The following is a 21,463-nucleotide window of genomic DNA, read 5'->3' on the forward strand; positions in this document are numbered from 1 at the left end:
CGAATCCCCGAACCGGCGGCGGCCGCTCCCGCCGCGACGAAGGTGGAAGATCATGATTCTGCCCAATCGGACAATCGATGAGATTTCGTTCGAATGGGCACGAACGGGGCAGCGGACGGCGTACCTGAACAAGATGCCGACCCGTCGCGTGCGCTCGCGATGGAGCCCCGGGCCGACCCCCGCCGGCTCGCATCCGCGGCGCGCCGAACTCAGGAGGTGAACACCCATCCTCGCCGTGGCCTTGGCCATCCCGCTCTTGGCGTTGATCGGCCTGATGTTGATGCAGCTGCTGGAGGAGACGCTGCTGCCCCCGCCGCCACGCTCGTCCGGTCCTCAGGAGCAGTCCGGGGAAGGCGCCCCGGACTCCAGACCGGCGGCCGCCCACGGACAACACCGACGACCCGCCCACCGCGTTCGCCGCGTCGCGATCTCGCGCGCGCATCCCGGCCGGCGCGTGGCCCGGCATCTCGCTCACGGGGCCCATGGGGACCGCGTGGCCCACGGGGAACACGGGGCGCACCGGGCACACGCCCCCGTCGAGGCCGCCACTCCCGTACGGTTCGAACCGGCACCGATGACCCCGCCGACCAGCAGCTGAAGGAACCGGACGGGTTCGCACGCCCCCGACGGACGGGCCGGTTTGGACATCCGTCCCAGGGGCAGTGTCCGGCGAACCTGGGAAGGGGGTGTGCGGTGACGTCGTTCAACGTCGCCGCCTACGGCAGGAGCATCGCCGACATCTACGACGCGACGGTGCGCGACCTGCCGACACAGGCGGCGGTGGAGCGGCTCTGCGAGCTGGCAGGCGAAGGGCCGGTGCTGGAGTTCGGCATCGGAACGGGACGGCTGGCGCTGCCGCTGGTGAGCCGGGGGCTGACCGTGGCGGGGATCGACGGCTCGCCCGACATGGTGGAGATCCTGCGTGGAAAGTCCGGGGGAGACGGCATCCCCGTGACCATCGGCGACTTCGCCACCACCCGGGTCGACGGGCGGTTCAGCCTGGTGGTTCTCACCACCAACACGATCTTCGCCCTGCCGTCGCAGGACGCCCAGGTGAGCTGCTTCCGCAACGCGGCCGCGCACCTGGAGCCCGGCGGCAGGTTCGTGATCGAGGCGTGGGTGCCCGACCTGGCCGGCTTCCGCGACGGCTCCAGCCTGCGTCTGCTGGCGGTGTCGGAGGACGTGGTCCTGGCCGAGGCCGCCCGCCTGTCGCCGGCCGAGCAGCTGATGTACACCACCAAGGTCCGGATGACCGGTGAGGGGCTGCGGCTGCTGCCGGCCAACCACCGCTACGCCTGGCCCGCCGAGCTCGACCTGATGGCCCGGCTGGCCGGGATGGACCGCGAGCACCGCTGGTCCGACTGGGTCGGCACGCCGTTCACCGACGACAGCCGCACCCACGTCTCCGTCTACCGTCTCACCGGAGGTGCCTGATGCGGCTGCCCGCCCCCCGCGGCCCCATCACGGCCGCCCTGTTCGACCGGCTCGCCGGCCCGCCGGGCGACCTGGAGCCGCCGCTCGTCACGCCCCCGCCCGCGCGGGCGCTGGACGACGGCGACCTCCAGCTCGCCCTCTTCGCCTGCTACGAGCTGCACTACCGCGGCTTCGACGACGTGGACGACGGCTGGGAGTGGCAGCCGGCGCTGCTGGCCGTCCGCCTCGACCTCGAACGCTGCTTCGAGGGCGCGCTCGCCCGCGCCGTGCCCCGGCCTCCGGTCGTGCCGCCGGAACGCGTACGGTCCGCGCTGGGCGGGCTCGTCGCCGAGGCCGAGCGGGAGGCGCCACTCTCACAGCACCTCCAGCGCGCGGCCGACCTGGAGCAGTTCCGCGAGTTCGTCGTGCACCGGTCGATCTACCACCTCAAGGAGGCCGACCCGCACACCTGGGCCATCCCGCGCCTGGACGGCGGACCCAAGGCGGCCCTGGTCGAGATCCAGGCCGACGAGTACGGCGGCGGCCGCGCCGAGCGCATGCACGCCGAGCTGTTCCGCGCCACCATGACCGGCCTCGGCCTGGACGGCTCCTACGGCGCCTACCTCGATCGGGTCCCCGGCGTCACGCTGGCCGTCTCCAACGTCATGTCGCTGTTCGGACTGCACCGGGCCCGGCGCGGCGCCCTGGCCGGCCATCTCGCCGCTCTGGAGATGACCTCGTCCGCGCCCAACCGCCGCTACGGCGCCGGCCTGCGGCGCCTCGGCCACGGACCGGACGTCACCCGCTTCTTCGACGAGCACGTGCAGGCCGACGCCGTGCACGAGCAGATCGCCGCGCACGACCTGTGCGCCCGCCTGGCCGCCCAGGAGCCGTCGCTGACCGGCGACGTCCTCTACGGCGCCGCCTGCGCGCTGGAGGTCGAACGCCGCTGGGCCCACCACGTCATGTCCCGCTGGCGGCAGGGCCGGACCTCGCTGGAGGAGGCACCGCTCGCCGCCGCGTCATGACCCGGATCGACTACGTGCTGCCGCTGCGCTGGGACGACGACGCCGACCTGGACGAGCTGACGGCGTACCTGCGATGGCTGTCCCGCCGGGCCCGGGTCATCGTGGTGGACGGCAGCGACGCCGCGCTCTTCGCCCGGCACGCGCGGCGGTGGCGCGGCCTCGTCACCCACGTGCGCCCCGCCCGCGACCTGCGGTTCGCCAACGGCAAGGTGACCGGGGTGACGACGGGGCTGCGGCTGGCCCGCGCCGAGCACGTGGTGATCGCCGACGACGACGTCCGCTACGACGCCGCCTCGCTCGCGGCCGTCGACCGGCTGCTCTGCCGCGCCGACCTGGTCAGGCCGCAGAACCACTTCAGCCCGCTGCCCTGGCACGCCCGCTGGGACACCGCCCGCACGCTGCTCAACCGCGCACTCGGCGCCGACTACCCGGGGACGTTCGGCATCCGGCGTCCCTTCTTCGAGCGGATGGGCGGCTACGACGGCGACGTGCTGTTCGAGAACCTGGAGCTGATCCGCACGGTCCGCGCGCACGGCGGCGTCGAGGCCCGTCCGCCCGGGCTCTACGTGCGCCGCCTGCCCCCGGACGCGTCGCGGTTCTGGTCGCAGCGGGTGCGGCAGGCCTACGACGACCTCGCGCAGCCGGCCCGGCTGGCGTTCTCGCTGTCGGTGCTGCCCGCCGTGGCCGCGTGCCTGCTGCGGCGTGCGTACGCGCCGCTGGGCGTGGGCGCGGTGCTGGCGGTCGGGCTGGCGGAGGCCGGGCGGCGCAGGGCTGGGGGCCGGCGGGTGTTCCCGTGGGACACGGCGCTGTTCGCGCCGGTCTGGGTGCTGGAGCGGGGCGTGTGCGGCTGGCTCGCGGTGGGCGCCGCGCTGCGGGGCGGCGTGCCGTACGCGGGCCGCCGCCTGCGCCGCGCCGCGAACCCCGTACGCCGGATCCGCCGTCAGGGCGGCGGGTCGGCCTCGCTGGGGGCGCGGAAGCCGAGCGCCTTGTGGGAGCCGTCGCAGAACGGCTTGGTGGACGAGCCCCCGCACCGGCACAGCGCCACCGTCGAACGCCCCCGCTCGATGCGCTCACCGTCCTGAGTCACCAGCTCGAACGCCCCTCTGACCAGCAGCGGCCCGTCCTCATACGGCGTCACCGTGACCTCGTCATCCATCCTGAGCGCCTGCCCGCCGCCGGCCGCAGGAAACGACGATCTCGTCCTCCAGGCCCGGGCCGGGCCGGGTCCGCAAGGAGGGCCCGGCGCGATGACGTCACCGCGCCGGGCGGCACAGCCCGGCCGCCGCTCCGGACCTCTCACGGTCGCTCGTCGGCCGCGGCGTCCTGTTCCTGCGGCTGGGGGCGGAGCGGTAGACGGCCTGGCCGTCGCGCGGTTCGAGGCCGGGCCCGCTGGACACCTCGTACGGCCGGCCGCCCACCAGCAGGGAGCAGCCGCCCTCCGACAGCCGCAGCGCCGGGCCGCCGTCTGGCGTCAGCAGGCAGGACCCCGACAGCAACGCCCCGATCTTGACATGCTGGTACGCCGGGAAGCGCAGCGCCCACTCCCCGCCGGCCTGGTCGCGGCCCGCCACGAGGCTCCGGTGGCGCGGGTCGCGCTCGCCTGGGTGCTCGCGCAGCCCGGGGTGACCAGCGCCATCGTCGGCGCCAAGCGCCCGGAGCAGCTCGAGGACTCTCTCGCCGCCGTCGACCTGGAACTCACCGCCCAGGACCTCGCCGACCTCGACCAGGCCGGCGCCCTCCCCCCGGAGTACCCGGGCTGGATCCAGCTCCCCAACCCCGAACGCTTCCCCCAACCGGCCTGACTTGCCCACGGGGATCTCCTCGTTCCCGGGCAAAGCGTGGGGAACGATCTTCTGGGCGGCTGTTGCCCTGGTCGTGGGGCAGGGGGTTACGTGGGTTCTGGTGAGCGCGTCGATGGTGAGGAGCCCGCCATGAGCAGGCACGTTCTGGAGCCGGCCGCCCAGGAGATCGCGGACGCGACCTCGAAACCGCCCTTCCTCTACGAGCTCGGGCCCGAACGCGCCCGCAAGGTGCTGGACGACATCCAGTCCGCCCCGATCGACATGCCCGACGTGGACGAGAAGTGGATCACCGTCCCGGCCGAGGCCGGGGAGGTGCGGGTGCGGATCGTCAAGCCGGCCGGGTCGTCCGGTGCGCTGCCGGTCATCCTGTACGTCCACGGAGGCGGCTGGATCCTGGGCAACGCGGGCACCCACGACCGGCTCGTCCGCGAGCTGGCCACCGGAGTGAACGCCGCGGTCGCCTTCGTCGAGTACGACCGCTCGCCCGAGGCCCGCTACCCGGTCGCCGTCGAGCAGGCGTACGCCACCGCACAGTGGATCACCAGCAGCGGGACGGAGGAGGGGCTGGACGCGCGGCGGATGGCGGTGGCCGGCGACTCGGTAGGCGGCAACATGACCGCCGCGCTGGCCATCCTCGCCAAGCGGCGGGGCGACGTGACGTTCGTGCAGCAGTCGCTGTACTACCCGGTCACCGACGCCGCCCAGGACACCGACAGCTACCGCGAGTTCGCCGACGGCCCGTTCCTGACGGCCAAGGCCATGGCGTGGTTCTGGGACGCGTACGCCCCCGACCATCGCGAGCGGGCCGAGATCACCGCGTCACCGCTGCGCGCGAGCCTGGAGGACCTGGCCGGGCTGCCGCCCGCGCTGGTGATCGTGGACGAGAACGACGTGCTGCGCGACGAGGGCGAGGCGTACGCGCGCCGGCTGACCGAGGCGGGCGTGCCGACGACGAGCGTGCGTTACAACGGCATCCTGCACGACTTCATGATGCTCAACCCCGTCCGGCGGACCCGCGCGGCCTCCGCCGCCATCGCGCAGGCCGTCGACGTGCTCAAGGCTGCCCTGCGTCCATGAAGATCGTGGTGATCGGCGGCACCGGCCTCATCGGGGCCGGACTCGTGGACGCGCTGCGCGGGAGGGGGCACGACGTGGTCCCGGCCTCTCCCTCGTCGGGGGTGGACGCGGTCACCGGCAAGGGCCTGGCCGCGGCGCTGGCGGGCGCCGACGCCGTGGCCGATGTGGCGAAAGGGCGGTCCGTCGAGGCCGAGGCGGCGATGGAGTTCTTCACCACCGCGACCCGCAACGTCCTCGCCGCCGAGCGGAACGCGGGCGTGTGGCATCACGTCGCGTTGTCGATCGTCGGGGTCGACCGGCTGCCGGCCTCCGGCCACTACCGCGCCAAGGTCGCGCAGGAGAGGCTGATCGAGGAGTCCGGGATCGCATACTCGATCGTGCGGGCGACGCAGTTCTTCGAGTTCATCCGGGCCATCGCCGACTCGGCCGCCGAGGGCGGCACGATCCTGCTGCCGCCCGCGCTCGTCCAGCCCGTCGCCGCCGCGGACGTCGTCGCCGTGCTCGCCGACATCGTCACCGGGCCGCCGCTGCGGGGCATCGTGGAGGTGGCGGGGCCCGAGGTGTTCCCGCTGGACGAGGTGGCGCGGACGGCCCTGGCCGCGTGGGGCGACCCGCGCACGGTGATCACGGACCCGCACGCGCCGTACTTCGGCGGCGAGCTGGGCGAGCGCACGCTGGTGCCCGACGAGGGCCACGCCCGCATCGCCGCCACGCCGTTGGCACGGTGGCTGCGCCCTGGGTGAGACCGTGCTGGGGATTTGCCGGTTTTCGCTTCTGGCGGGCGGGCTGGCATGATGGCGAAGGTCCGTCAAGCGGTTTTCGGGTGGGTCCTTGGCAAGGGTGATCGATCCTCTGCGGCCGGGCGACCCCCGCCAGGTGGGGCCGTACACGCTGCGGGGGCGGCTGGGCGACGGCGGTCTGGGGCGGGTGTTCCTGGGGCGCTCGGGCGGCGGCCCGCCGGTCGCGGTCAAGGTGGTCCTTCCCGAGCTGGCCGGCGACGCGGGCTTCCGCCGCCGCTTCGCCGAGGAGGTCGGGCTCGCGCGCCGGGTGGGCGGCCCCTTCACCGCACGCGTGCTCGACGCCGACACCTCAGCCGGCCGGCCGTGGCTGGCGACCTCGTACGTCCCCGGCCCCTCCCTGAAGGAGGCCGTGCGGGCGCACGGGCCGTTGCCCGCTGAGGCGGTCTTCGTCCTGGGTGCGGGGCTGGCCGAGGGGCTCGCGGCGATCCACGCCCGCCGCTTGGTGCACCGCGACCTCAACCCCGGCAACGTGCTCCTGGCCGCCGACGGGCCGCGGCTCACCGACTTCTGCATCGCCCGCGCGCTGGACGGCGTGCGCCGCGTGCCGGGAACGTTCGTGCCTCCCGAGCAGGTGCGCGGTCACGACGTCGGGCCGCCGGGCGACGTGTTCTCCCTGGGCGCGGTGCTGGCGTTCGCCGCCACCGGCCGCAGCCCGTTCGGCGGCGAGGCCGTCCGCCACGACGAGCCTGACCTGTCGGGGTTGCGCGACGACCTCGCCGGTCTGGTCGCCGCCTGCCTCGCCGAGAACCCGGGACGCCGCCCCGCGCTGCCGGACCTGCTGGACTCGCTCACCGGACAGGCGATGTCGCGCTCAGGCGCCGGCCGCCGTTCCTTCACCATGACCCCCGAGGGCCGCACGGAGCGGTCCCGGACGGCCGTCGCCGTGGACGACAGCGCGCGGGCCACGACGGACAGCTTCCCGATCACCACCCCCGCCATGCGCGCCGCCGAACGGGTCACCGACGTGGGCGTGGGCGCGCTGCAGATCGCCGCCCTGTTCGGGATCGTCGGCCTGGTGGAGCTGTGCATCAGCCGCGACCCGGCCAGAGCGTGGGAGTTCACCCGCCACCTGTCCGCGAACTTGTGGTGGTTCTGGGTGCTCGGCCTGGGCGCCGCCTTCGTCCACTCCGGTTCCGACGGGCACGACCTGCTCACCGTGGACGCCGGCGGGCTCACCCTCACCGACCAGCGGTGGATCCGCCTCCGCGACCGGTCGGTCGTCATCCCGTGGTTCCGCGTCGAACGCGTCCGCCTGGTCGCCGAGCCCGGCGGCGGCGCCCATCGCGTCGTCGTCACGTTCACGGACGAGGACGAGCCCGCCCACCACGATCTGCGCGCCGGGCACGGCGGCCACGTCGTGGCCCGGCTGTCCGTGGCGGACCCGGCGCGCGCCGCGATGCCCGCTCGCCTCCACGCAGCGCTGGCCCGCCACGGCGGCCATCGGTACGAACCCTGACGCCCCTGGACGGGAGTGGATCTTCGGGTTACCGTCTGCTCGTAGATCGACGAGAGGGGCACGCCATGACCGCCGGCCGGATCGCGCTGGCCTTGCTGACGCCTCTCGTCCTGCTGGTGGCGGCCTCTCCCGCGCGGGCCGAGGCCCCGTACTGCGGCCCCGAGACCCCGGTGTGCGGGGAGCTCGACGGCGGCTCGTACGTCTTCACCCTCAGGCCGCCGCCCGCGACGCTCTCCGTGACGGCCACGGTCAACGGCGCCCCGGTCACGGGCAGCCTGACCGCGTTCCCCCAGCCGGGATACGTGCGGGGCTGGTACGAGCCGTATCCGCCGCCGGCGCCGGGTGACGTGCTGTGCCTGACGTTCCACGCGAACGGGACGCCGCTGGGGCCCTACTGCGACACGGCCTGATCGCGGAGCGCTTCGGCGAACCAGGTGAGCGCCGGCGTCAGGGGCTCCGGCCGCGGCCAGCCGTTGACGGTCGCGAGCAGCTCCATGTAACGGTCCCTGCGGGCGTCGCAGGCCGCCTCCAGCCGGGCGCGCAGGTCCGCTCCGGCGTACCGGGAGCAGACCCGCGCGACGACGGCGGCGGCCTCGGGCGCGGACGGGTCCACGCCCGCCTCCAGCGCCGGGCGGACCGCGTCGCGCACGAGCGCCGCGGCGTCGGGGCGCGGGAGGCCGCCCCCGGCGTGGTCGGCCGCGTACAGGCCGGCCATGCGCCGCATCACCGCGCGGAATTCCGGGTCGCGGGCCAGCTCGGCCAGCTCCATCCACGCCTCGACCTGCTCCGGCTCGGGATCGTCCGGCAGGTGCGGGGTCATCGAGCCCCTGACCCCCGCGAACGGGCCGTCAGGGGTGAAGGCGGCGTCGAGGAAGTCGGCGATCAGGCGGTGACGTTCGTCCTCTGACAGGCCGGCGAGTTCGTGCATCAATTCCATCTCCTCAGGGGTGGACCCGCGCCGGGCCACCGCCGTCAGCACCGCCTGCCGCCGCCGCAACGTGCGGATCTGCGCCCGCAGCGCCTCCGCGTGCGCGGCGGCGACCTGGGCGAGGGGAACTTCCCGGTTCACGACCCTGCGGATCGTGGCCAGATCGAGCCCCAGGTCGCGCAGCGTGCGCACGAGGTCGAGACGGGCGGCGGCGTCGGGGCCGTAACGGCGGTAACCGGCCGGGCTGCGGTCGGCCGGCGGCACGATCCCCTCGTCGGAGTAGAACCGGATGGTCTTGACCGTCAGCCCGGTGCGCCGGGCCAGGTCGCCGATCGAGTAGAGCGTGTCCGCGTCCATGACCCCACCTTCGCGTCTCCCCTTACTGGAGACTCAAGCCAACCAGATTCAGCCGCGCCACTCGTCGGCCAGAAGCGACCAGACCTCCACGTCGACGCGGCCGCCGCGCGGGTAGACCTGGCGCAGGACGCCCTCACGGCTCATGCCGAGGCGCCGTGCGACGTTGAGGCTGCGGACGTTGCCGGCGACCGCCTGCCACTCGACACGCTGGATGCCGCGCGTCCGCACCGCCCAGTCGACGATCCGGCCGACCCGAAGCCGATCCGGTACGGCTCGCGCGGACCGTGCTGTCGTTCACGCACGGCCTGGTCGTGCAGGCGCTCTTCGACCCGGAACGGTTCCCGCCCGAGCACCAGATCCGCCTCGCCGACGAGTTCCTCACGGGGCTTCGCCTCGCGGAAAACCGGTAGACGGCGTTGCTAGCGTGCCAGACATGAACGTTGTCGATGTCGATCAGTTCGTTACGGACGGGTTCGCCAAGGTCGAAGGGGTGGTGCCGCGCGAGGTCGGCGACGCCGCGAGGGCGCTGCTGTGGCAGCGGATCGGCCTGTCGCCCGACGACCCCTCCGGGTGGACGCAGCCGGTGGTGTGGACCGCCGACCTGACCGGCGAGGGCCCGTTCGGGGAGTTCATGAGGAGCCCCCGGCTGCGCGCGGCGCTGGACGCGATCGCCGGGCCGAGCCGGTGGATCCCGCGCGGCGCCGCGGGGAACATCCCGGTCCGGTTCCCCCGGGTGCCGCCGGCCGAAGACCGCGGCTGGCACATCGACGCCAACACCGAGCGGCCCGACGGAGGCTGGGGAGTGAGCGGCCGTCCCGGCACGTTCCTGCTGCTGATCATCTTCTCCGATGTCGGCCCCGACGACGCGCCGACCCGGGTGCGCGTCGGGTCCCACCGCGACGTGGCCGGGGTGCTGGACGAGAAGGCGATCGACCCGATGGAGGCCGGGCCGCTCGTGGACGACGCCAGCCGGGGGCGTCCCCTGGCGTTCGCGACCGGACGGCCGGGCGACGCTTACGTGCTGCACCCGTTCACCGTGCACGCCGCGCAGGAGCACCTCGGCACCGAGCCGCGGTTCATGGCGCAGATGCCCGTCCCGCTGACCGAGCGGTTGTCGCCGGGAGCCGGCACGCCGCTGGCCCGGGCCATCGGCTGGTGAAACCCTGGTGACGGCTCAAAAGTCCGTCAACCGCGGGGCCGGGGCGGCGACGGTGCGCCGGCGGACCGCCTGAAACGCGGGCCCACGTGCGGTTTGGCCGCGCTTTGCCGTGTGGCCGGCCCCCGGCCGGCGGGCCTGAACGGATTCTCCTGGGGCATGGCACCCGCGAGGGGGATCGAGGGGATCGCATGGAGACCGACAGGAGTGAAGCGCACGACGCCGACGTGGCCCTGCAGCACGCCCGCGTGCTGAGCCAGGCGATGATCGCGATCCACAGCACACCGTCGCTCACGGAAGGGATGCGGCGGCTGTGCAGCATCCTCACGTGCACGCTGGCCGACTGGTGCGCGATCGACGCGCTGGGCGGCGACGGGCATCCGTACCATCTGGCCGTGGCCCACCGCGACCCCGGGAGAGTGCCGGACGGCGGGTTCACCGAGCCGCTGCCGCGGTTGTCCGACGAGACCCCCGGGCCGGTGGCGCGGGCCATGCGCGGCTCGGACGCGCTGCTGCTCACGGAGCTGCCGCCCGCGCGGGAGTCGGGCCTGGAGCTGTTCGGGCAGCTGGACGGGAAGATCGCGATGGTCGTCCCGCTGCGCGTGCGGTGGAGGATGCTCGGGGCACTGACCCTGGCCCGCGAGGATCCCGCCCAGACCTTCACCCCCGCGGATCAGAACCTGATCAAGGAGATCGCGCGCGGCGTCTCGCTCGCCCTCGACCACGCCCGCCTGTACGACAAGGTGCGGCACATCGCCGAGCGCATGCAACGCTCCCTCCTGCCCGACCTGCCGCAGATCGACCGCCTGCGGCTGGCCGCCCGCTACCACCCGGCGCACGAGGCGGCGGAGGTCGGCGGCGACTGGTACGACGCCTTCCTGCTGCCGAAGGGCGACCTGGCCGTCGTCATCGGCGACGTCGCCGGCCACGACCTGTCGGCCGCGGTCATCATGAGCCAGCTGCGCAACATGATGCGCGCGCTGGCCTACGACCGTCAGGAGCCGCCGGGGGAGATCCTCAGCCGGCTCGACCTGGTCAACGACGCCCTCTACGGCCAGCGGGTGGCGACGTGCCTGTACGGCCTGATCAGGGCGCCGATCGGCGGGCCGTGGGCGTTCGACCACTCCAGCGCCGGCCACATGCCGCCGCTCCTGGTCACCCGGGAGGGCGAGGCCCGCTACCTGGAGGACGGCTCCGGCGTGCTGCTCGGCATGGACGTCACCACACCCCGCCCCGAGGCCCGCGACCCGCTGCCGCCGCGGTCCACGCTGCTGCTCTACACCGACGGGCTCGTCGAACGCCCCGGCGAGGACATCGGCCGCGGCATGGACCGGCTCCGCCTTCAGGCCGTGACGCTCGCCAAGGCGCCCGTGGAACAGTTCTGCGACGAGCTGCTGGCCGCGCGGGGCGAGTCCGACGACGACATCGCCCTGCTCGCCCTGCGCGTACCGGACGCCGGCCCTAGCCGAACAGCGCGTTGATCTTCGTGTTGGCCGGGTCGAGGGCGTTGACGTCGCTCTTGAACGACAGGATCGAGTCCATCGTCTCGGTCATGATGGCCGTGATGTCGGCCCAGTGGTCGGAGATGGGCGCCAGATGCGTGGTGCCGTCCTTCACGTGCATGGTGAACGGCTTGACGTCGATCCCGGCGTCGGCGAACGCCTTCTCGGCCTCCGCCGTGGCGCTCTTGATCGCGGGGAAGACGACGGCCTGCTTGGCCACGATGTCCTGCTGGCAGGCCGGCGAGGCGAGGAACTTCACCCACGCCCAGGCCGCGTCAGGGTTGTCCGTCCCGGCCGAGATGTTGTCGGCCAGCCCGTTGAACAGGCTCGCGCGCTTGCCCGTGGGACCGATCGGCGTCGGGGCGAGGGCCGACTTGACGCCCTTGAGCGCCCAGTAGGTCTTCGTGTTCCAGCTGCCCTCGGTGACCATCGCGTACTTGCCCGCCCCGTAGGTGTCGATCTGGCCGACGCCGGAGGAGATGATGTCCATGCTCGGCACGTAGCCCTTGTCGATGAGCGAGGTGAGCCACGTGACGGTCTCTTTGAACTTGGGGTCGGCGTAGTTGAACCGGCTGGGCCACGGGTTCTGGTCGGCGTACTGCCAGCCGTTGCTCATCGTGTACATGCTCCACTCGGTCTGCCCGAAGCCCGCGCCGCTGGTGTTCAGGCCGAGGCCGTAGGTGGCCACGTGGTTCTTGTCGAAGCCGGGCTCGTCGCCGCGCTTGCCGTTCTGGTCCACGGTCAGGCGGGCGATGACCTTCTCGTACGTGCCGCCGTCCTGCGGGTTCCAGGTCAGCTCGGACATCTCCTCCGGCTTGATGCCGGCTTCCTTCAGCTTGTCGGTGTTGTAGATGACGGCCACGGTGTCGAAGTCCTTCGGCAGGCCGTACCGCTGGCCGTCCTTGGTCACCCACAGGTCCGCCAGGCCGTCCTGGTACATCGACAGGTCGACCTTGTCGCGCGTCACCAGGTCGGTGATGGGCAGCAGCTGGCCCTGGGAGGCGAGGTCCGGATACCGCGACAGGTGGCTGGTGAACACGTCGGGCGCGGTGCCGGAGACGAACGCGGTCGTCAGCGTGTTCCAGTAGTCGTCCCATCCGTACTGGGTGATCTTGACCGTGTACTGGGGGTTCGCCTTGTGGAAGGCGTCGGCGCACGCCTGGTACTGCGGTTGCTGGGCGGCGTCCCAGAGCCAGTAGTCGATCGTGGCGGGGCCGGAGCCGCCTTCCGGACCGGCGCCGCAGCCGCTCAGGAGCAACGTGGCCACGCCGGCGATGATGAGAGAACGCTTCACGACTTCGAACCTTCCGTGGGTGGGGGGACGGCGTTCACTTGACGCCGGTGTAGCCGATGGAGTCGATGACCCGGCGGCCGAGCAGGGCGAACAGCACGATCATCGGCAACGCGGCGAAGAGCGTCGCGGCCATCAGCCCGGCCCAGTCGGGGGAGCCCTGCGGGGTCTGGGAGCGGAAGATGCCGAGCGCGACCGTGAGCACCCGGACGTTCTCCGCCTTGCCCACCAGCAGGGGCCAGAAGTAGTCGTTCCAGCTGGTGATGTAGACGAGGATGGCGAGCGTGCTGATCGGCCCCTTGCTCATCGGCAGGATGATGCGGAAGAACGTCCGCACGTGCCCGGCGCCGTCGAGACGGGCGGCCTCCTCCACGCTCGCGTTGATCCCGAGGAAGAACTGCCGCAGGAAGAACACCGCGAACGGCGTCATGAGCAGGTGCGGCAGGATGATGCCGAGGTAGGTGTTGAGCAGCCCCAGATCCTTGATCAGCACGAAGTTGGGCAGCGTGGTGAAGATCGGCGGCACCATCAGGGCGGTGACGAAGATCGTGAAGACGGCCTCACGGCCGGGCCAGCGCAGCCGGGCGAAGGCGTAGGCGGCCATCGAGCTGAAGAACACCTGCCCGGCCGTGACCGTGGTCGCGACCACGATGGAGTTGCGCAGGTAGAGCCAGAAGTCGACGGTGCCGGTCGACCCGCCCTCCGCCACCGCCTCCGCGGTGCTCGACAGGCCCAGCACCCGGCGGTACGCGCCGAGCGTGAAGTCCACGGGCAACAGGTCGCCCGCGCCCGCGGCCAGCGAGCGGGTGCTGGAGAACGACGTGCGCAACATCCAGTAGAAGGGGAACAACGTGGCCACCATGACCAGCACGAGAACGGCCCAGCCGGCGACCCGGCCCCAGCGGATGGAGGCCATCACGCTCCCTTCAGATCCGACTCGCCCGCCCGGGACAGGCGGAGCTGCAGGTAGGCGATCCCGGCCAGCAGCACGAACAGCACGGACGACAGCGCGGCGGCGTAACCGAAGTTGAACCGGTTGAACGCCATGTCGTAGATGTAGAAGTAGATGACCCGGGTGGCGTTGATGGGGCCGCCTCCCGTGGTGACGGCGACGGTGTCGAAGACCTGGAACGACCCGATGACGCTCAGCACCATGACCAGCGCCATGACCGGCCGCAGCAGAGGCAGCGTGACCCGCCAGAACGTCCGCCACTCCGAGGCCCCGTCGATCGCGGCGGCCTCGTAGACGCTCGGCGGGATCATCAGCAGGCCGGCGAAGATGAGCAGCGCGGTGTACCCCATGTGCCGCCAGGTGTTGATCATGGCGATGGTGGCGATGCCCAGGTCGGCGCCGAAGAACGCCACCCGGTCGAAGCCCAGCCACTCGATCACCTGGTTGACCACGCCGAGCTGGAAGTCGAGCATCCAGAACCACACCAGGGCCACGACCACGTTCGCCACCAGGTAGGGCAGCAGCACGATCCCGCGCACCACCATCGACCTGGTCAGCCGGTGCAGCAGGACGGCCAGCACCATCGAGATCACGGTCTGCGTGCCGATGTTGAGCACCACGTACTCGGCGGTGACCTTCAGCGCGTTCCAGAACAGATGGTCACCGAACAGTTGCCGGTAGTTCTCCAGCCCGATGAAACGGGGTGGGGTGAGAACGTTGTACTTGGTCAGGCTCAGGTACGCGCCGCGGATGGCGGGCCACACGTAGAAGACCGCGAAGCCGATCGCCGCAGGGAGGACGAACACGATCGCGATGGGCAGGTCGCCCAGCCGTCGTCGGCGCGGAGGGGCTTTGTCGGGCACTGTCCCGGCCGTGGGACGCGGTGCGGCGCGGACGGTATCACTGGTCATCTGACCTCCTCGTGCCCGCCGGCGATTGATCAGCGGTGCAGCAGCAGATGCTGGAGAGCGGTGACGGCCGCTCCCCTCGCCCACTCGTTGAAGGCGAAGGGCTTGACGGCCACCCGTACGGGAGTGGTCGTCCAGTGGGTGTGGCGGATGAGCGCGGCCTGGAAAGCCTCCGCGCACACCTGGTACATGTGGACTGTCTCGCCGGACAGGATCACCAGCTCGGGGCCGGTGATGTTGGCGACGGTGGCCACCACCTGGCCGAGGGCGGCGCCCGCGTCGTCGAACACCCGGCGGGCGACGGGGTGGCCGCCGGCCGCCATGGCGAGGCAGTCGTCGAAGGTGAGATCGGGCAGGTCGAGCGCCGAGGCGATCGAGCGGCGGATGGCGGGGGAGCTGGCGTAGGCGCGGGCGCACCCCCGGTGCCCTCGTTCGCACAGGGGGCCGTGGTCGTCGATCTGCAGATGGCCGACCAGTCCGGTCCCGCCGGACTGCCCGGTGACCAGCCGGTCGCCGACGACCAGCCCGCAGCCGATGCCCGCGCCGACCGTGACCAGGGCGAACGACGAGTGTCCGACGCCCTCTCCGAACCACTGTTGTGCCGCGGTCAGCGCCCGCACGTCGTTGTCCAGCACCGTGGGCACGGACACGGCCTCCTCGACCAGCTTGGCCAGCGGCAACTGGCTCCAGCCGAGGAACGGCGAGGTGTGCACGACGGGATCGCTCGGCGAGGCGGTCCCGGCGAGGCTGATGCCCACGGCCGACAGCGGACTGCCGGGCACGGTCAGCTCGCCCACCACGTCGGCGATCTGGCCGCACACGTGGTCGATCTCGTGACCGGCCAGCGGTCTGGCGACCTCCTTCTGGATGGTGGCCCTCAGGTCGGTGCGTACGGCGAAGAGCTCGTCCTCGGTGAGCTTGATCCCGACGAACGCCATGCGGGAGGCGTCCACCTGCAGGGGCTGCGACGGCCGCCCGACGGTAGCCGGGCCCTCACCCGCCGCCTCCAGCAGATAGCCCGCCTCGATGAACGGTTTGGTGACCTTGGTCAGCGCGGACGGCGACAGGGCCAGCCGCCGCGCCACCTCGGCCCTGGACAGCGGCCCGTGCACGAGCAGCTCGACGAACACCGATCGCATGGCGTCGGTCAGCCGCACAGGGTCCGATGCGCTCTGTGAGAACACGGGGCCCATGGTTCGCCCGATTTATTCTTCCTGTCAAGTAAAGAAGTGGTCTCAATCACTCCACGCCGGAGATCTCCCACTAGATCGGGATGGGTTCATTGACCGCGTGCACTAATCGGGTTTAGTCTCCAGCGGCCTGATCGATCCAGCATCTCGGGGGACGCCGATGCCTGTAACTCCTCTCGACGATCACCAGTGGGCGATCACCACGCCCGCCTCCACATACGTCATCGCCGTGGAGATCGACCCGCTCACCGGGGAGGCCACACCACGACAGAAATACTGGGGACCGAGGTTGCCGGCCGAGGCCGCGCGCCAGGTCGCGGCCTCCGGCGCGCGCCGGCACGTCAGCAGCTTCTCCACGCCCGCCGAGGTCGAGGAGCTGCTGCCGGTCGACGGCGGCACCCGGTGGAGCGCGCCGTCCCTGCAGGTCGCGTTCGGTCATGTGCGCTCGCTGGAGCCGTCGTTCGCCGGGGCGAGCGTCCATGACGAGGGCGACGGGGCGCAGCGGCTCGACCTCCTGCTGGTGGACGCGCACCACCCGTTCGAGATCGTGCTGTCCGTCCGGGTCCGCGACGACACCGACGTGATCGAACGCTGGACCACCGTCCGGCACCGTTCGGACGCCGAGGTGACCGTCACCCGGCTGGACTCGGGCAACTGGTTCGTCCCCGACGCGGCGTCGTACCGCTACAGCGGCGTCTTCGGCGCGTGGGCGGAGGAGCTGCAGCTCCAGCGGGGGCCGCTGCCGGTCGGCGAGCTGGTCTTCACCAGCCGCCAGGGCGTCACCAGCCACACCGCGAACCCGTGGGTGATGATCGACGACGGCGCGGCCACCGAGGAGCACGGCGAGGTCTGGGGCGTCGCCCTGGCCTGGAGCGGGAGCTGGCGCCTGACCACTACTCACCGCCCCGAAGGCGGGGTCTGCGTCTCGGGCGGCTTCGGCCACGACGGGCTGCGCTGGACGCTCGCCCCGGGGGAGGAGCTGGTCTCACCGGCGGCGCTCGGCCTGTATTCCGCCGGCGGGTTCGGCGCGGCCAGCAGGTCCTGGCACGAGTACGCCCGCCGGCACGTGCTGCCCACCGCCCGCGAGGAGCGGCCGGTGCTGTACAACTCGTGGGAGGCGACCACGTTCGCCGTCACCGAGGCACACCAGCTCGAACTCGCCAAGATCGCCGCCGGTCTCGGCGTCGAGCTGTTCGTCATCGACGACGGCTGGTTCGGCGGCCGCGATGACGACACCACCTCGCTGGGCGACTGGTGGCCGCACCGCGAGCGCTTCCCCGACGGGCTGCGCCGCCTGCTCGACGGCATCCGCGACACGGGGATGCGTGTCGGCCTGTGGGTCGAGCCCGAGTGCGTCAGCCGCGACAGCGACCTGTACCGCGCGCACCCCGACTGGGCCCTGCACATGACGCACCGGCGCAGAGACGAGAAACGCGGCCAGCTCGTCCTCAACTTCGCCCGCGACGACGTCCGCGACTGGGCATTCGGCTGGCTGGACCGGCTGGTCACCGAGCTGGACCTCGACTACTTCAAATGGGACATGAACCGCCCGTTCACCCAGGCGGGCTGGCCCGAACGGGAGGCGGAGCAGGACCGGGTCTGGATCGAGCACACGCGCAACGTCTACCGCGTGATGGACCTGCTGCGGGAGCGCCACCCGCGGCTGCGGATCGAGTCGTGCTCGGGCGGCGGCGGCCGGATCGACTTCGGCATCATGCGCCGCACCGACGAGGTCTGGCCGTCGGACAACACCGACGCCCGCGACCGGCAGACCGTCCAGCACGGTTTCTCGCAGCTCTACCCGGCCGGCACCATGTCGGCGTGGGTCACCGACTCGCCCAACCCCACGACCCGGCGGGCCATGCCGCTCCGCTACCGCTTCCACGTGGCCATGGCCGGGGTGCTGGGGATCGGCGGCAACCTGCCCGAGTGGACGTCCGGCGAGCTGGCCGAGGCCGCCGAGCTGATCGCCCAGTACAAGGAGATCCGCCCGGTCGTGCAGCACGGCCGTCAGTACCGCCTGGCGGGCACGCCCGGCCAGGAGCGCTCGGCGGTGCAGTACGTCCTGGACGACCGCGTCGTGGTGCTGGTCTACAACCCGCTCGGCAACGCCAAGCGCGGGCCGCGCCACCTGCGGCTGACGGGCCTCGACCCCGACGCGCTGTACGAGATGACCGGCGACGGCTCCCGGTGGCACGGCTCCGTCCTCATGTCGGCCGGCATCCGGCCCGCCGCTTGGGAGCCGATCGGCGCGGACCATCGCAGCGAGCTGGTGGTGTTCAGGAAGGTGCGGACGTCAGTCGCCGAACCAGTTCCATGAATCGGTGGTGACCTCGCCGAGGTCCGCGAAGAGCGCGGCGACCCGGTCCCGGTTGGCCCTCAGAGGCAGGCCGGCGCCCAGCTCGCCGCGCTCCACCAGGGCGTTCAGGCAATGGATCAGCCGCTCGTCGGTGTCCTGCCCGTCCGGCCGCACTCCGAGCCGTCGTTCCAGGACGTCGGCGAGCGGCTCCGCGGGCACGTGCGAGAGCGCCACGCCGTAGGCGTACTCCCGCCCTCCGTCTCCCGCGCGCGCCGCGTAGTCGTAGTGCTCGTGGAAGCGGACGGCGGTGAGCCGGACCGCGGGCGCGCTCGCGACACGGGTGTCCAGCGACACGGTCAACGTGAAGAGGCAGCCGGCCCCGTCCCGGTAGGCCTTGAGCAGGGTGTGCGTACGTTCGCCCCGCAACTCGTACGGCACCCCGGCCGCGGCGCACCACGCCGCGACCTGGCCGGCGTTGTCCTGGGGCGAGCGCCCTTCCCCTGGCGCGGCGCCCAGGTCGCCGCGTTCGGCCAGGGCGGTGAAGCAGTCGAACAGGTCGTCCTCCGTGCCGGGCCGCGCCGGCAGGCCCAGGCTCCGCCGAAGGAACGCGACCAGCGGGTCCAGCCACGTCAGCGCGACGAGGACGCTGCCGCGCTCCGGCCTGCCGTCGTCCCGCCGATCGGGGGGAGAGTACATTTGGCCGAACTCGATGCGGGGCCGGCCCTCCACGGTCCGGACGTCGAGGCTCAGGAACAGCGAGCCCCCGCCCGGCAGCTCGTGCGTGCGCAAGAGGTCGTGGTGGCGGCGCGGCCCGTCCAGGCGGCAGGTCAGTCCGGCCTCCTCGAACCAGGCGCGTACGCGGTCGCGGTTGAGCCGGAACGGCAGGTGGACGCCTAATTCGCCGCGCTCGATCGCTGTCGTGAAGGCGTCGACCAGGCGGTGTTCCAGGTCTCCGGCGCGGGAGAGGCCCAGACGGGTTTCGAGAACCGCCACGAGCGGGTCCAGCACCGCGCAGTCCGCCGTGACCGTGTGCGGAGAGACCGGGCTTCCGGGGAGCCGGTACGACTCGAGGAATTCCACCCGGCCTTCCCGCCCGTCCCTGTCGCCGATCTCCAGGACGAGGTGGCGGCGGTAGCCGCCGGGCTCGGGAGGTGTCCGCAGGAGAACGTGGCGGCGGATCCGCCGCAGCGTCGCGCCGTTCCAGTCCCGCATCAGCTCATGTGACACCCCCGCGTCGATGCAGTACGCGGCCACCAGGGTGACAGGGTCGCGGCTGTAGAAGCCCGTGACCTCGTCGAGCTCTCGCGGGTTGCGCCGGCCGGCCAGCACGGCCCAGCAGGCGATCAGCCGGTCCGCCAGGCCGCCGGTGCGGCGCACCGGCCCGAGCCGCTGCTCGAAGTACTCCGCCGCGGCGCCGAGCGCGGCGACCGGGACGACGACCTTACGGTGATCATGGGAGCGCGCGGGATCGGGCGACCGGTGACGCTCGACGAGCTCGACCACCGGCTGCGGCACGTCGTCGCGCCGGCGGGCCAGGAACAGGACGGTGCCTGTGTCGTCCGGATACTCGGCCAATGTCCGTTCTGGCGCCATGACGGCAACGTATCGTGCCGGGTCACTTCGGTTCGTAGACCAGGACGACGATGCCCGAGGCGAACCGCGTCGAGCGTGCGAGCTTCAGGTGGGTCAGGTCGAAACCGTCGAACAGGCGCTGCCCGCTCCCCGCGAAGACAGGGAACATCCAGAAGTGGTACTCGTCCACGAGCCTGTGCTCCAGGAGCGTGCGGTCGAGCTCGCCGGTGCCGTACTTGAGGAGGTCGCCGCCCGGCTGCTCCTTGAGCCGGGAGACCTCCGTGGCGACGTCGCCCTGGATGATCGTGGCGTTCCAGGTGGCCTCGGCCAGGGTGGTCGAGGCGACGTACTTCGGCAGGGCGTTCATCGCCGCGGCGTCCTTGTCGCCGGCCGCCTCCATCGCGGGCCACGCCTGGGCGAACGCCTCGTACGTCACCCGGCCCAGCAGGAGGGCGTCGGAGCGGGCGAACAGCGCGTTCCCGTAGGCGGAGTGCTCCTCGTCCCAGTACGGCGACCCCCATCTGTGCGGCTGGTCGATGACGCCGTCCAGCGTGACGAAGGTCGACTCGATGAGCTTGCGCATGGCGGTCCTCCCGGGGTGCGGATACGCGGCTCACACTAACGTTCGAGAAAGCGTTTCGTGGGGGATTTCTCCACCGAATCCCGGCTCAATGCTTCCGACTGGTACGTAAGCCCAGAAAGGGCTGCCAAAACCCGCCCGGGGTCGCCAAGCCGTTCTCTCGTGATGACCAAAGTCCGCTCAGAAATGTCCCGACACGCCGGTCGAAAACGGTCATTGGCCGCTCTTGTGGGCACTTTTCTGCGTAACTCGACATAAGACGCGCGCGTCGGGGTCGGGTCGGCATGGATCTAACCGGGGGAGGAACATGTACCGCCTGCTCGGCGCCGTCATCACCGCCACCATGGCCTCCTTGGCCGGTCCTGCGTGGGCCGCTCCAGAGGACGTCGAGGTCATCGCACACCGGGGCGGCTCCGCCTACGCCCCCGAGAACACGCTCGCCGCCTGCGCGCTGGCCAGGGCCCAGCAGGCCGACATGTGCGAGTTCGACGTACAGCAGACCAAGGACCGGCGGCTCGTCCTCATGCACGACGAGACGCTGGCGCGCACCACCAACGTCGAGCAGGTCTTCCCGGGGCGTTCCCCGTGGCGGATCTCCGACTTCACGCTGGCCGAGATCCGGCGCCTCGACGCCGGTTCGTGGTTCTCCGCGCGCCACCGGGGCGAGCGCGTGCCCACCCTCAGGGAGGCGATCGACCTGCTCAGCGGCGGCGGCACCGGGCTGCTGCTGGAGATCAAGCACCCGCCGGGCAGCCCCGACATCGACCGCCAGGTCGCCGCCGAGCTGCAGGAGACCCGCGACCAGTGGCGCGGCAAGCCGCTCGCGGTGCACTCGTTCGACTGGCGGGCGATGCGGGTGCTGCACGGCATGGTGCCCGACGTCCCGATCCTGGTGCTCGGCAAGTCGGCCGTGGAGCAGCTGCCCAACCTGGCCGGCTACGTCAAGGGCGTCACGCTGCCGCAGCGCGGCGTCAGCGCCGGGTACGTCCGCGAGCTGCACGGCAAGGGCATGCGCGTCTACGTCATCGCGGGAGGCCGCAAGCCGGTCATCCGCCGCCTGATGTCGTACGGCGTCGACGGCATCATGACCAAGAGGCCCGACCGGGTCGCGTCGGTGAAGTGGGGAGGCCACTGAGCGACTCCCGTCCCGAC

The 21,463-nt window shown here is 72.1% G+C and carries 22 protein-coding genes and 1 pseudogene; 13 read left to right on the plus strand and 10 right to left on the minus strand.

What is annotated here, in order from left to right:
- The first annotated feature begins 693 nt into the window (after positions 1-693).
- The 3 genes from E1286_RS50335 to E1286_RS50340 are packed head-to-tail and all read left to right on the plus strand — an operon-like array spanning position 694 to position 3,523.
- The gene (locus tag E1286_RS50335) at positions 694-1,434 is read left to right on the plus strand and encodes a class I SAM-dependent DNA methyltransferase (protein ID WP_246075013.1); all 741 of its coding nucleotides are present in this window, start codon (positions 694-696) and stop codon (positions 1,432-1,434) included.
- Positions 1,434-2,441: an iron-containing redox enzyme family protein gene (locus E1286_RS21035; RefSeq protein WP_132615082.1), complete on the plus strand. Its 1,008-nt coding sequence runs from the start codon at positions 1,434-1,436 to the stop codon at positions 2,439-2,441. Before E1286_RS50335 ends, E1286_RS21035 begins: the two co-directional genes overlap by 1 nt.
- The gene (locus E1286_RS50340; RefSeq protein ID WP_246075014.1) at positions 2,438-3,523 is read left to right on the plus strand and encodes a glycosyltransferase family 2 protein; all 1,086 of its coding nucleotides are present in this window, start codon (positions 2,438-2,440) and stop codon (positions 3,521-3,523) included. Before E1286_RS21035 ends, E1286_RS50340 begins: the two co-directional genes overlap by 4 nt.
- On the opposite strand, the pseudogene E1286_RS52090 reads toward E1286_RS50340, so the two are convergent.
- Both E1286_RS52090 and E1286_RS49300 read right to left on the minus strand, forming a co-directional pair.
- A pseudogene (locus E1286_RS52090) lies at positions 3,487-3,597 on the minus strand (hypothetical protein); the annotation flags it as partial. The gene E1286_RS50340 and the pseudogene E1286_RS52090 overlap by 37 nt on opposite strands.
- A 97-nt stretch (positions 3,598-3,694) precedes the next feature.
- A complete protein-coding gene (locus E1286_RS49300) occupies positions 3,695-4,012 on the minus strand; it encodes a cupin domain-containing protein (protein WP_223190180.1) in 318 nt (105 codons plus the stop codon).
- Here E1286_RS49300 and E1286_RS49305 point away from each other — a divergent pair.
- From E1286_RS49305 to E1286_RS21070, 5 genes are all read left to right on the plus strand, one after another.
- Positions 3,953-4,243, plus strand: a complete 291-nt coding sequence (locus E1286_RS49305) for an aldo/keto reductase (RefSeq protein ID WP_246075015.1) — start codon at positions 3,953-3,955, stop codon at positions 4,241-4,243. The genes E1286_RS49300 and E1286_RS49305 overlap by 60 nt on opposite strands.
- A gap of 129 nt (positions 4,244-4,372) precedes the next feature.
- On the plus strand, positions 4,373-5,320 hold the full coding sequence (locus E1286_RS21055) for an alpha/beta hydrolase (protein ID WP_132615088.1): 948 nt from the start codon (positions 4,373-4,375) through the stop codon (positions 5,318-5,320).
- Positions 5,317-6,063 (plus strand): SDR family oxidoreductase, encoded by a 747-nt coding sequence (locus E1286_RS21060; RefSeq protein ID WP_132615090.1) that lies wholly within the window; start codon positions 5,317-5,319, stop codon positions 6,061-6,063. Before E1286_RS21055 ends, E1286_RS21060 begins: the two co-directional genes overlap by 4 nt.
- A gap of 97 nt (positions 6,064-6,160) precedes the next feature.
- Positions 6,161-7,576, plus strand: coding sequence for a serine/threonine-protein kinase (locus E1286_RS48870; protein ID WP_246075016.1), 1,416 nt, complete (start codon positions 6,161-6,163; stop codon positions 7,574-7,576).
- A 65-nt stretch (positions 7,577-7,641) separates the two neighbouring features.
- Positions 7,642-7,986: a hypothetical protein gene (locus E1286_RS21070; RefSeq protein WP_132615092.1), complete on the plus strand. Its 345-nt coding sequence runs from the start codon at positions 7,642-7,644 to the stop codon at positions 7,984-7,986.
- On the opposite strand, the gene E1286_RS21075 is transcribed toward E1286_RS21070, so the two are convergent.
- Positions 7,968-8,861 carry a MerR family transcriptional regulator gene (locus E1286_RS21075; protein WP_132615094.1) on the minus strand — a complete coding sequence of 298 codons (894 nt, stop codon included), beginning with the start codon at positions 8,859-8,861 and terminating at the stop codon, positions 7,968-7,970. The genes E1286_RS21070 and E1286_RS21075 overlap by 19 nt on opposite strands.
- A gap of 48 nt (positions 8,862-8,909) precedes the next feature.
- On the minus strand, positions 8,910-9,089 hold the full coding sequence (locus tag E1286_RS21080) for a GNAT family N-acetyltransferase (RefSeq protein WP_132615096.1): 180 nt from the start codon (positions 9,087-9,089) through the stop codon (positions 8,910-8,912).
- Between the two features lie 56 nt (positions 9,090-9,145).
- On the opposite strand from E1286_RS21080, the gene E1286_RS21085 reads away from it, so the two are divergent.
- From E1286_RS21085 to E1286_RS21095, 3 genes are all read left to right on the plus strand, one after another.
- A complete protein-coding gene (locus E1286_RS21085) occupies positions 9,146-9,271 on the plus strand; it encodes a TetR family transcriptional regulator C-terminal domain-containing protein (RefSeq protein WP_132615098.1) in 126 nt (41 codons plus the stop codon).
- Between the two features lie 23 nt (positions 9,272-9,294).
- The gene (locus E1286_RS21090) at positions 9,295-10,020 is read left to right on the plus strand and encodes a phytanoyl-CoA dioxygenase family protein (protein ID WP_132615100.1); all 726 of its coding nucleotides are present in this window, start codon (positions 9,295-9,297) and stop codon (positions 10,018-10,020) included.
- Positions 10,021-10,208: 188 nt separating this feature from the next.
- The gene (locus E1286_RS21095; protein ID WP_132615102.1) at positions 10,209-11,498 is read left to right on the plus strand and encodes a PP2C family protein-serine/threonine phosphatase; all 1,290 of its coding nucleotides are present in this window, start codon (positions 10,209-10,211) and stop codon (positions 11,496-11,498) included.
- Here E1286_RS21095 and E1286_RS21100 read toward each other — a convergent pair.
- The 4 genes from E1286_RS21100 to E1286_RS21115 are packed head-to-tail and all read right to left on the minus strand — an operon-like array spanning position 11,479 to position 15,827.
- Positions 11,479-12,813, minus strand: a complete 1,335-nt coding sequence (locus tag E1286_RS21100; RefSeq protein WP_223190186.1) for an ABC transporter substrate-binding protein — start codon at positions 12,811-12,813, stop codon at positions 11,479-11,481. The genes E1286_RS21095 and E1286_RS21100 overlap by 20 nt on opposite strands.
- 34 nt (positions 12,814-12,847) lie before the next feature.
- Positions 12,848-13,726 (minus strand): carbohydrate ABC transporter permease, encoded by an 879-nt coding sequence (locus E1286_RS21105; RefSeq protein WP_132615104.1) that lies wholly within the window; start codon positions 13,724-13,726, stop codon positions 12,848-12,850.
- The gene (locus E1286_RS21110) at positions 13,726-14,673 is read right to left on the minus strand and encodes a carbohydrate ABC transporter permease (RefSeq protein WP_132615106.1); all 948 of its coding nucleotides are present in this window, start codon (positions 14,671-14,673) and stop codon (positions 13,726-13,728) included. Before E1286_RS21110 ends, E1286_RS21105 begins: the two co-directional genes overlap by 1 nt.
- Positions 14,674-14,702: 29 nt before the next feature.
- Positions 14,703-15,827 carry an ROK family transcriptional regulator gene (locus E1286_RS21115; protein ID WP_165969826.1) on the minus strand — a complete coding sequence of 375 codons (1,125 nt, stop codon included), beginning with the start codon at positions 15,825-15,827 and terminating at the stop codon, positions 14,703-14,705.
- A gap of 193 nt (positions 15,828-16,020) precedes the next feature.
- Between E1286_RS21115 and E1286_RS21120 the strand changes: the two genes are divergently transcribed.
- Positions 16,021-18,180: an alpha-galactosidase gene (locus tag E1286_RS21120; protein WP_132615110.1), complete on the plus strand. Its 2,160-nt coding sequence runs from the start codon at positions 16,021-16,023 to the stop codon at positions 18,178-18,180.
- Here the strand turns inward: E1286_RS21120 and E1286_RS21125 are convergent.
- Both E1286_RS21125 and E1286_RS21130 read right to left on the minus strand, forming a co-directional pair.
- Positions 18,157-19,752 carry a hypothetical protein gene (locus E1286_RS21125; protein ID WP_132615112.1) on the minus strand — a complete coding sequence of 532 codons (1,596 nt, stop codon included), beginning with the start codon at positions 19,750-19,752 and terminating at the stop codon, positions 18,157-18,159. The two genes, E1286_RS21120 and E1286_RS21125, sit on opposite strands and share 24 nt — an antisense overlap.
- Positions 19,753-19,774: 22 nt before the next feature.
- Complete coding sequence (locus tag E1286_RS21130) at positions 19,775-20,314, minus strand: dihydrofolate reductase family protein (RefSeq protein ID WP_132615114.1); 540 nt, start codon at positions 20,312-20,314, stop codon at positions 19,775-19,777.
- Positions 20,315-20,618: 304 nt separating this feature from the next.
- Between E1286_RS21130 and E1286_RS21135 the strand changes: the two genes are divergently transcribed.
- Positions 20,619-21,446, plus strand: coding sequence for a glycerophosphodiester phosphodiesterase (locus E1286_RS21135; RefSeq protein ID WP_132615116.1), 828 nt, complete (start codon positions 20,619-20,621; stop codon positions 21,444-21,446).
- Positions 21,447-21,463: the final 17 nt, after the last annotated feature.

This window comes from Nonomuraea terrae, assembly GCF_004348995.1.
GTDB classification, from domain to species: domain Bacteria; phylum Actinomycetota; class Actinomycetes; order Streptosporangiales; family Streptosporangiaceae; genus Nonomuraea; species Nonomuraea terrae.

Excerpts from the sequence above, each read along its gene's own strand:
- E1286_RS21035 (WP_132615082.1), top strand. The coding sequence starts at position 1,434 with ATGCGGCTGCCCGCCCCCCGCGGCCCCATCACGGCCGCCCTGTTCGAC.
- E1286_RS50340 (WP_246075014.1), top strand. The coding sequence starts at position 2,438 with ATGACCCGGATCGACTACGTGCTGCCGCTGCGCTGGGACGACGACGCC.
- E1286_RS49305 (WP_246075015.1), top strand. The coding sequence starts at position 3,953 with ATGCTGGTACGCCGGGAAGCGCAGCGCCCACTCCCCGCCGGCCTGGTC.
- E1286_RS21055 (WP_132615088.1), top strand. The coding sequence starts at position 4,373 with ATGAGCAGGCACGTTCTGGAGCCGGCCGCCCAGGAGATCGCGGACGCG.
- E1286_RS21060 (WP_132615090.1), top strand. The coding sequence starts at position 5,317 with ATGAAGATCGTGGTGATCGGCGGCACCGGCCTCATCGGGGCCGGACTC.
- E1286_RS21070 (WP_132615092.1), top strand. The coding sequence starts at position 7,642 with ATGACCGCCGGCCGGATCGCGCTGGCCTTGCTGACGCCTCTCGTCCTG.
- E1286_RS21075 (WP_132615094.1), bottom strand. The coding sequence starts at position 8,861 with ATGGACGCGGACACGCTCTACTCGATCGGCGACCTGGCCCGGCGCACC.
- E1286_RS21090 (WP_132615100.1), top strand. The coding sequence starts at position 9,295 with ATGAACGTTGTCGATGTCGATCAGTTCGTTACGGACGGGTTCGCCAAG.
- E1286_RS21095 (WP_132615102.1), top strand. The coding sequence starts at position 10,209 with ATGGAGACCGACAGGAGTGAAGCGCACGACGCCGACGTGGCCCTGCAG.
- E1286_RS21105 (WP_132615104.1), bottom strand. The coding sequence starts at position 13,726 with ATGGCCTCCATCCGCTGGGGCCGGGTCGCCGGCTGGGCCGTTCTCGTG.
- E1286_RS21110 (WP_132615106.1), bottom strand. The coding sequence starts at position 14,673 with ATGACCAGTGATACCGTCCGCGCCGCACCGCGTCCCACGGCCGGGACA.
- E1286_RS21120 (WP_132615110.1), top strand. The coding sequence starts at position 16,021 with ATGCCTGTAACTCCTCTCGACGATCACCAGTGGGCGATCACCACGCCC.
- E1286_RS21125 (WP_132615112.1), bottom strand. The coding sequence starts at position 19,752 with ATGGCGCCAGAACGGACATTGGCCGAGTATCCGGACGACACAGGCACC.
- E1286_RS21130 (WP_132615114.1), bottom strand. The coding sequence starts at position 20,314 with ATGCGCAAGCTCATCGAGTCGACCTTCGTCACGCTGGACGGCGTCATC.
- E1286_RS21135 (WP_132615116.1), top strand. The coding sequence starts at position 20,619 with ATGTACCGCCTGCTCGGCGCCGTCATCACCGCCACCATGGCCTCCTTG.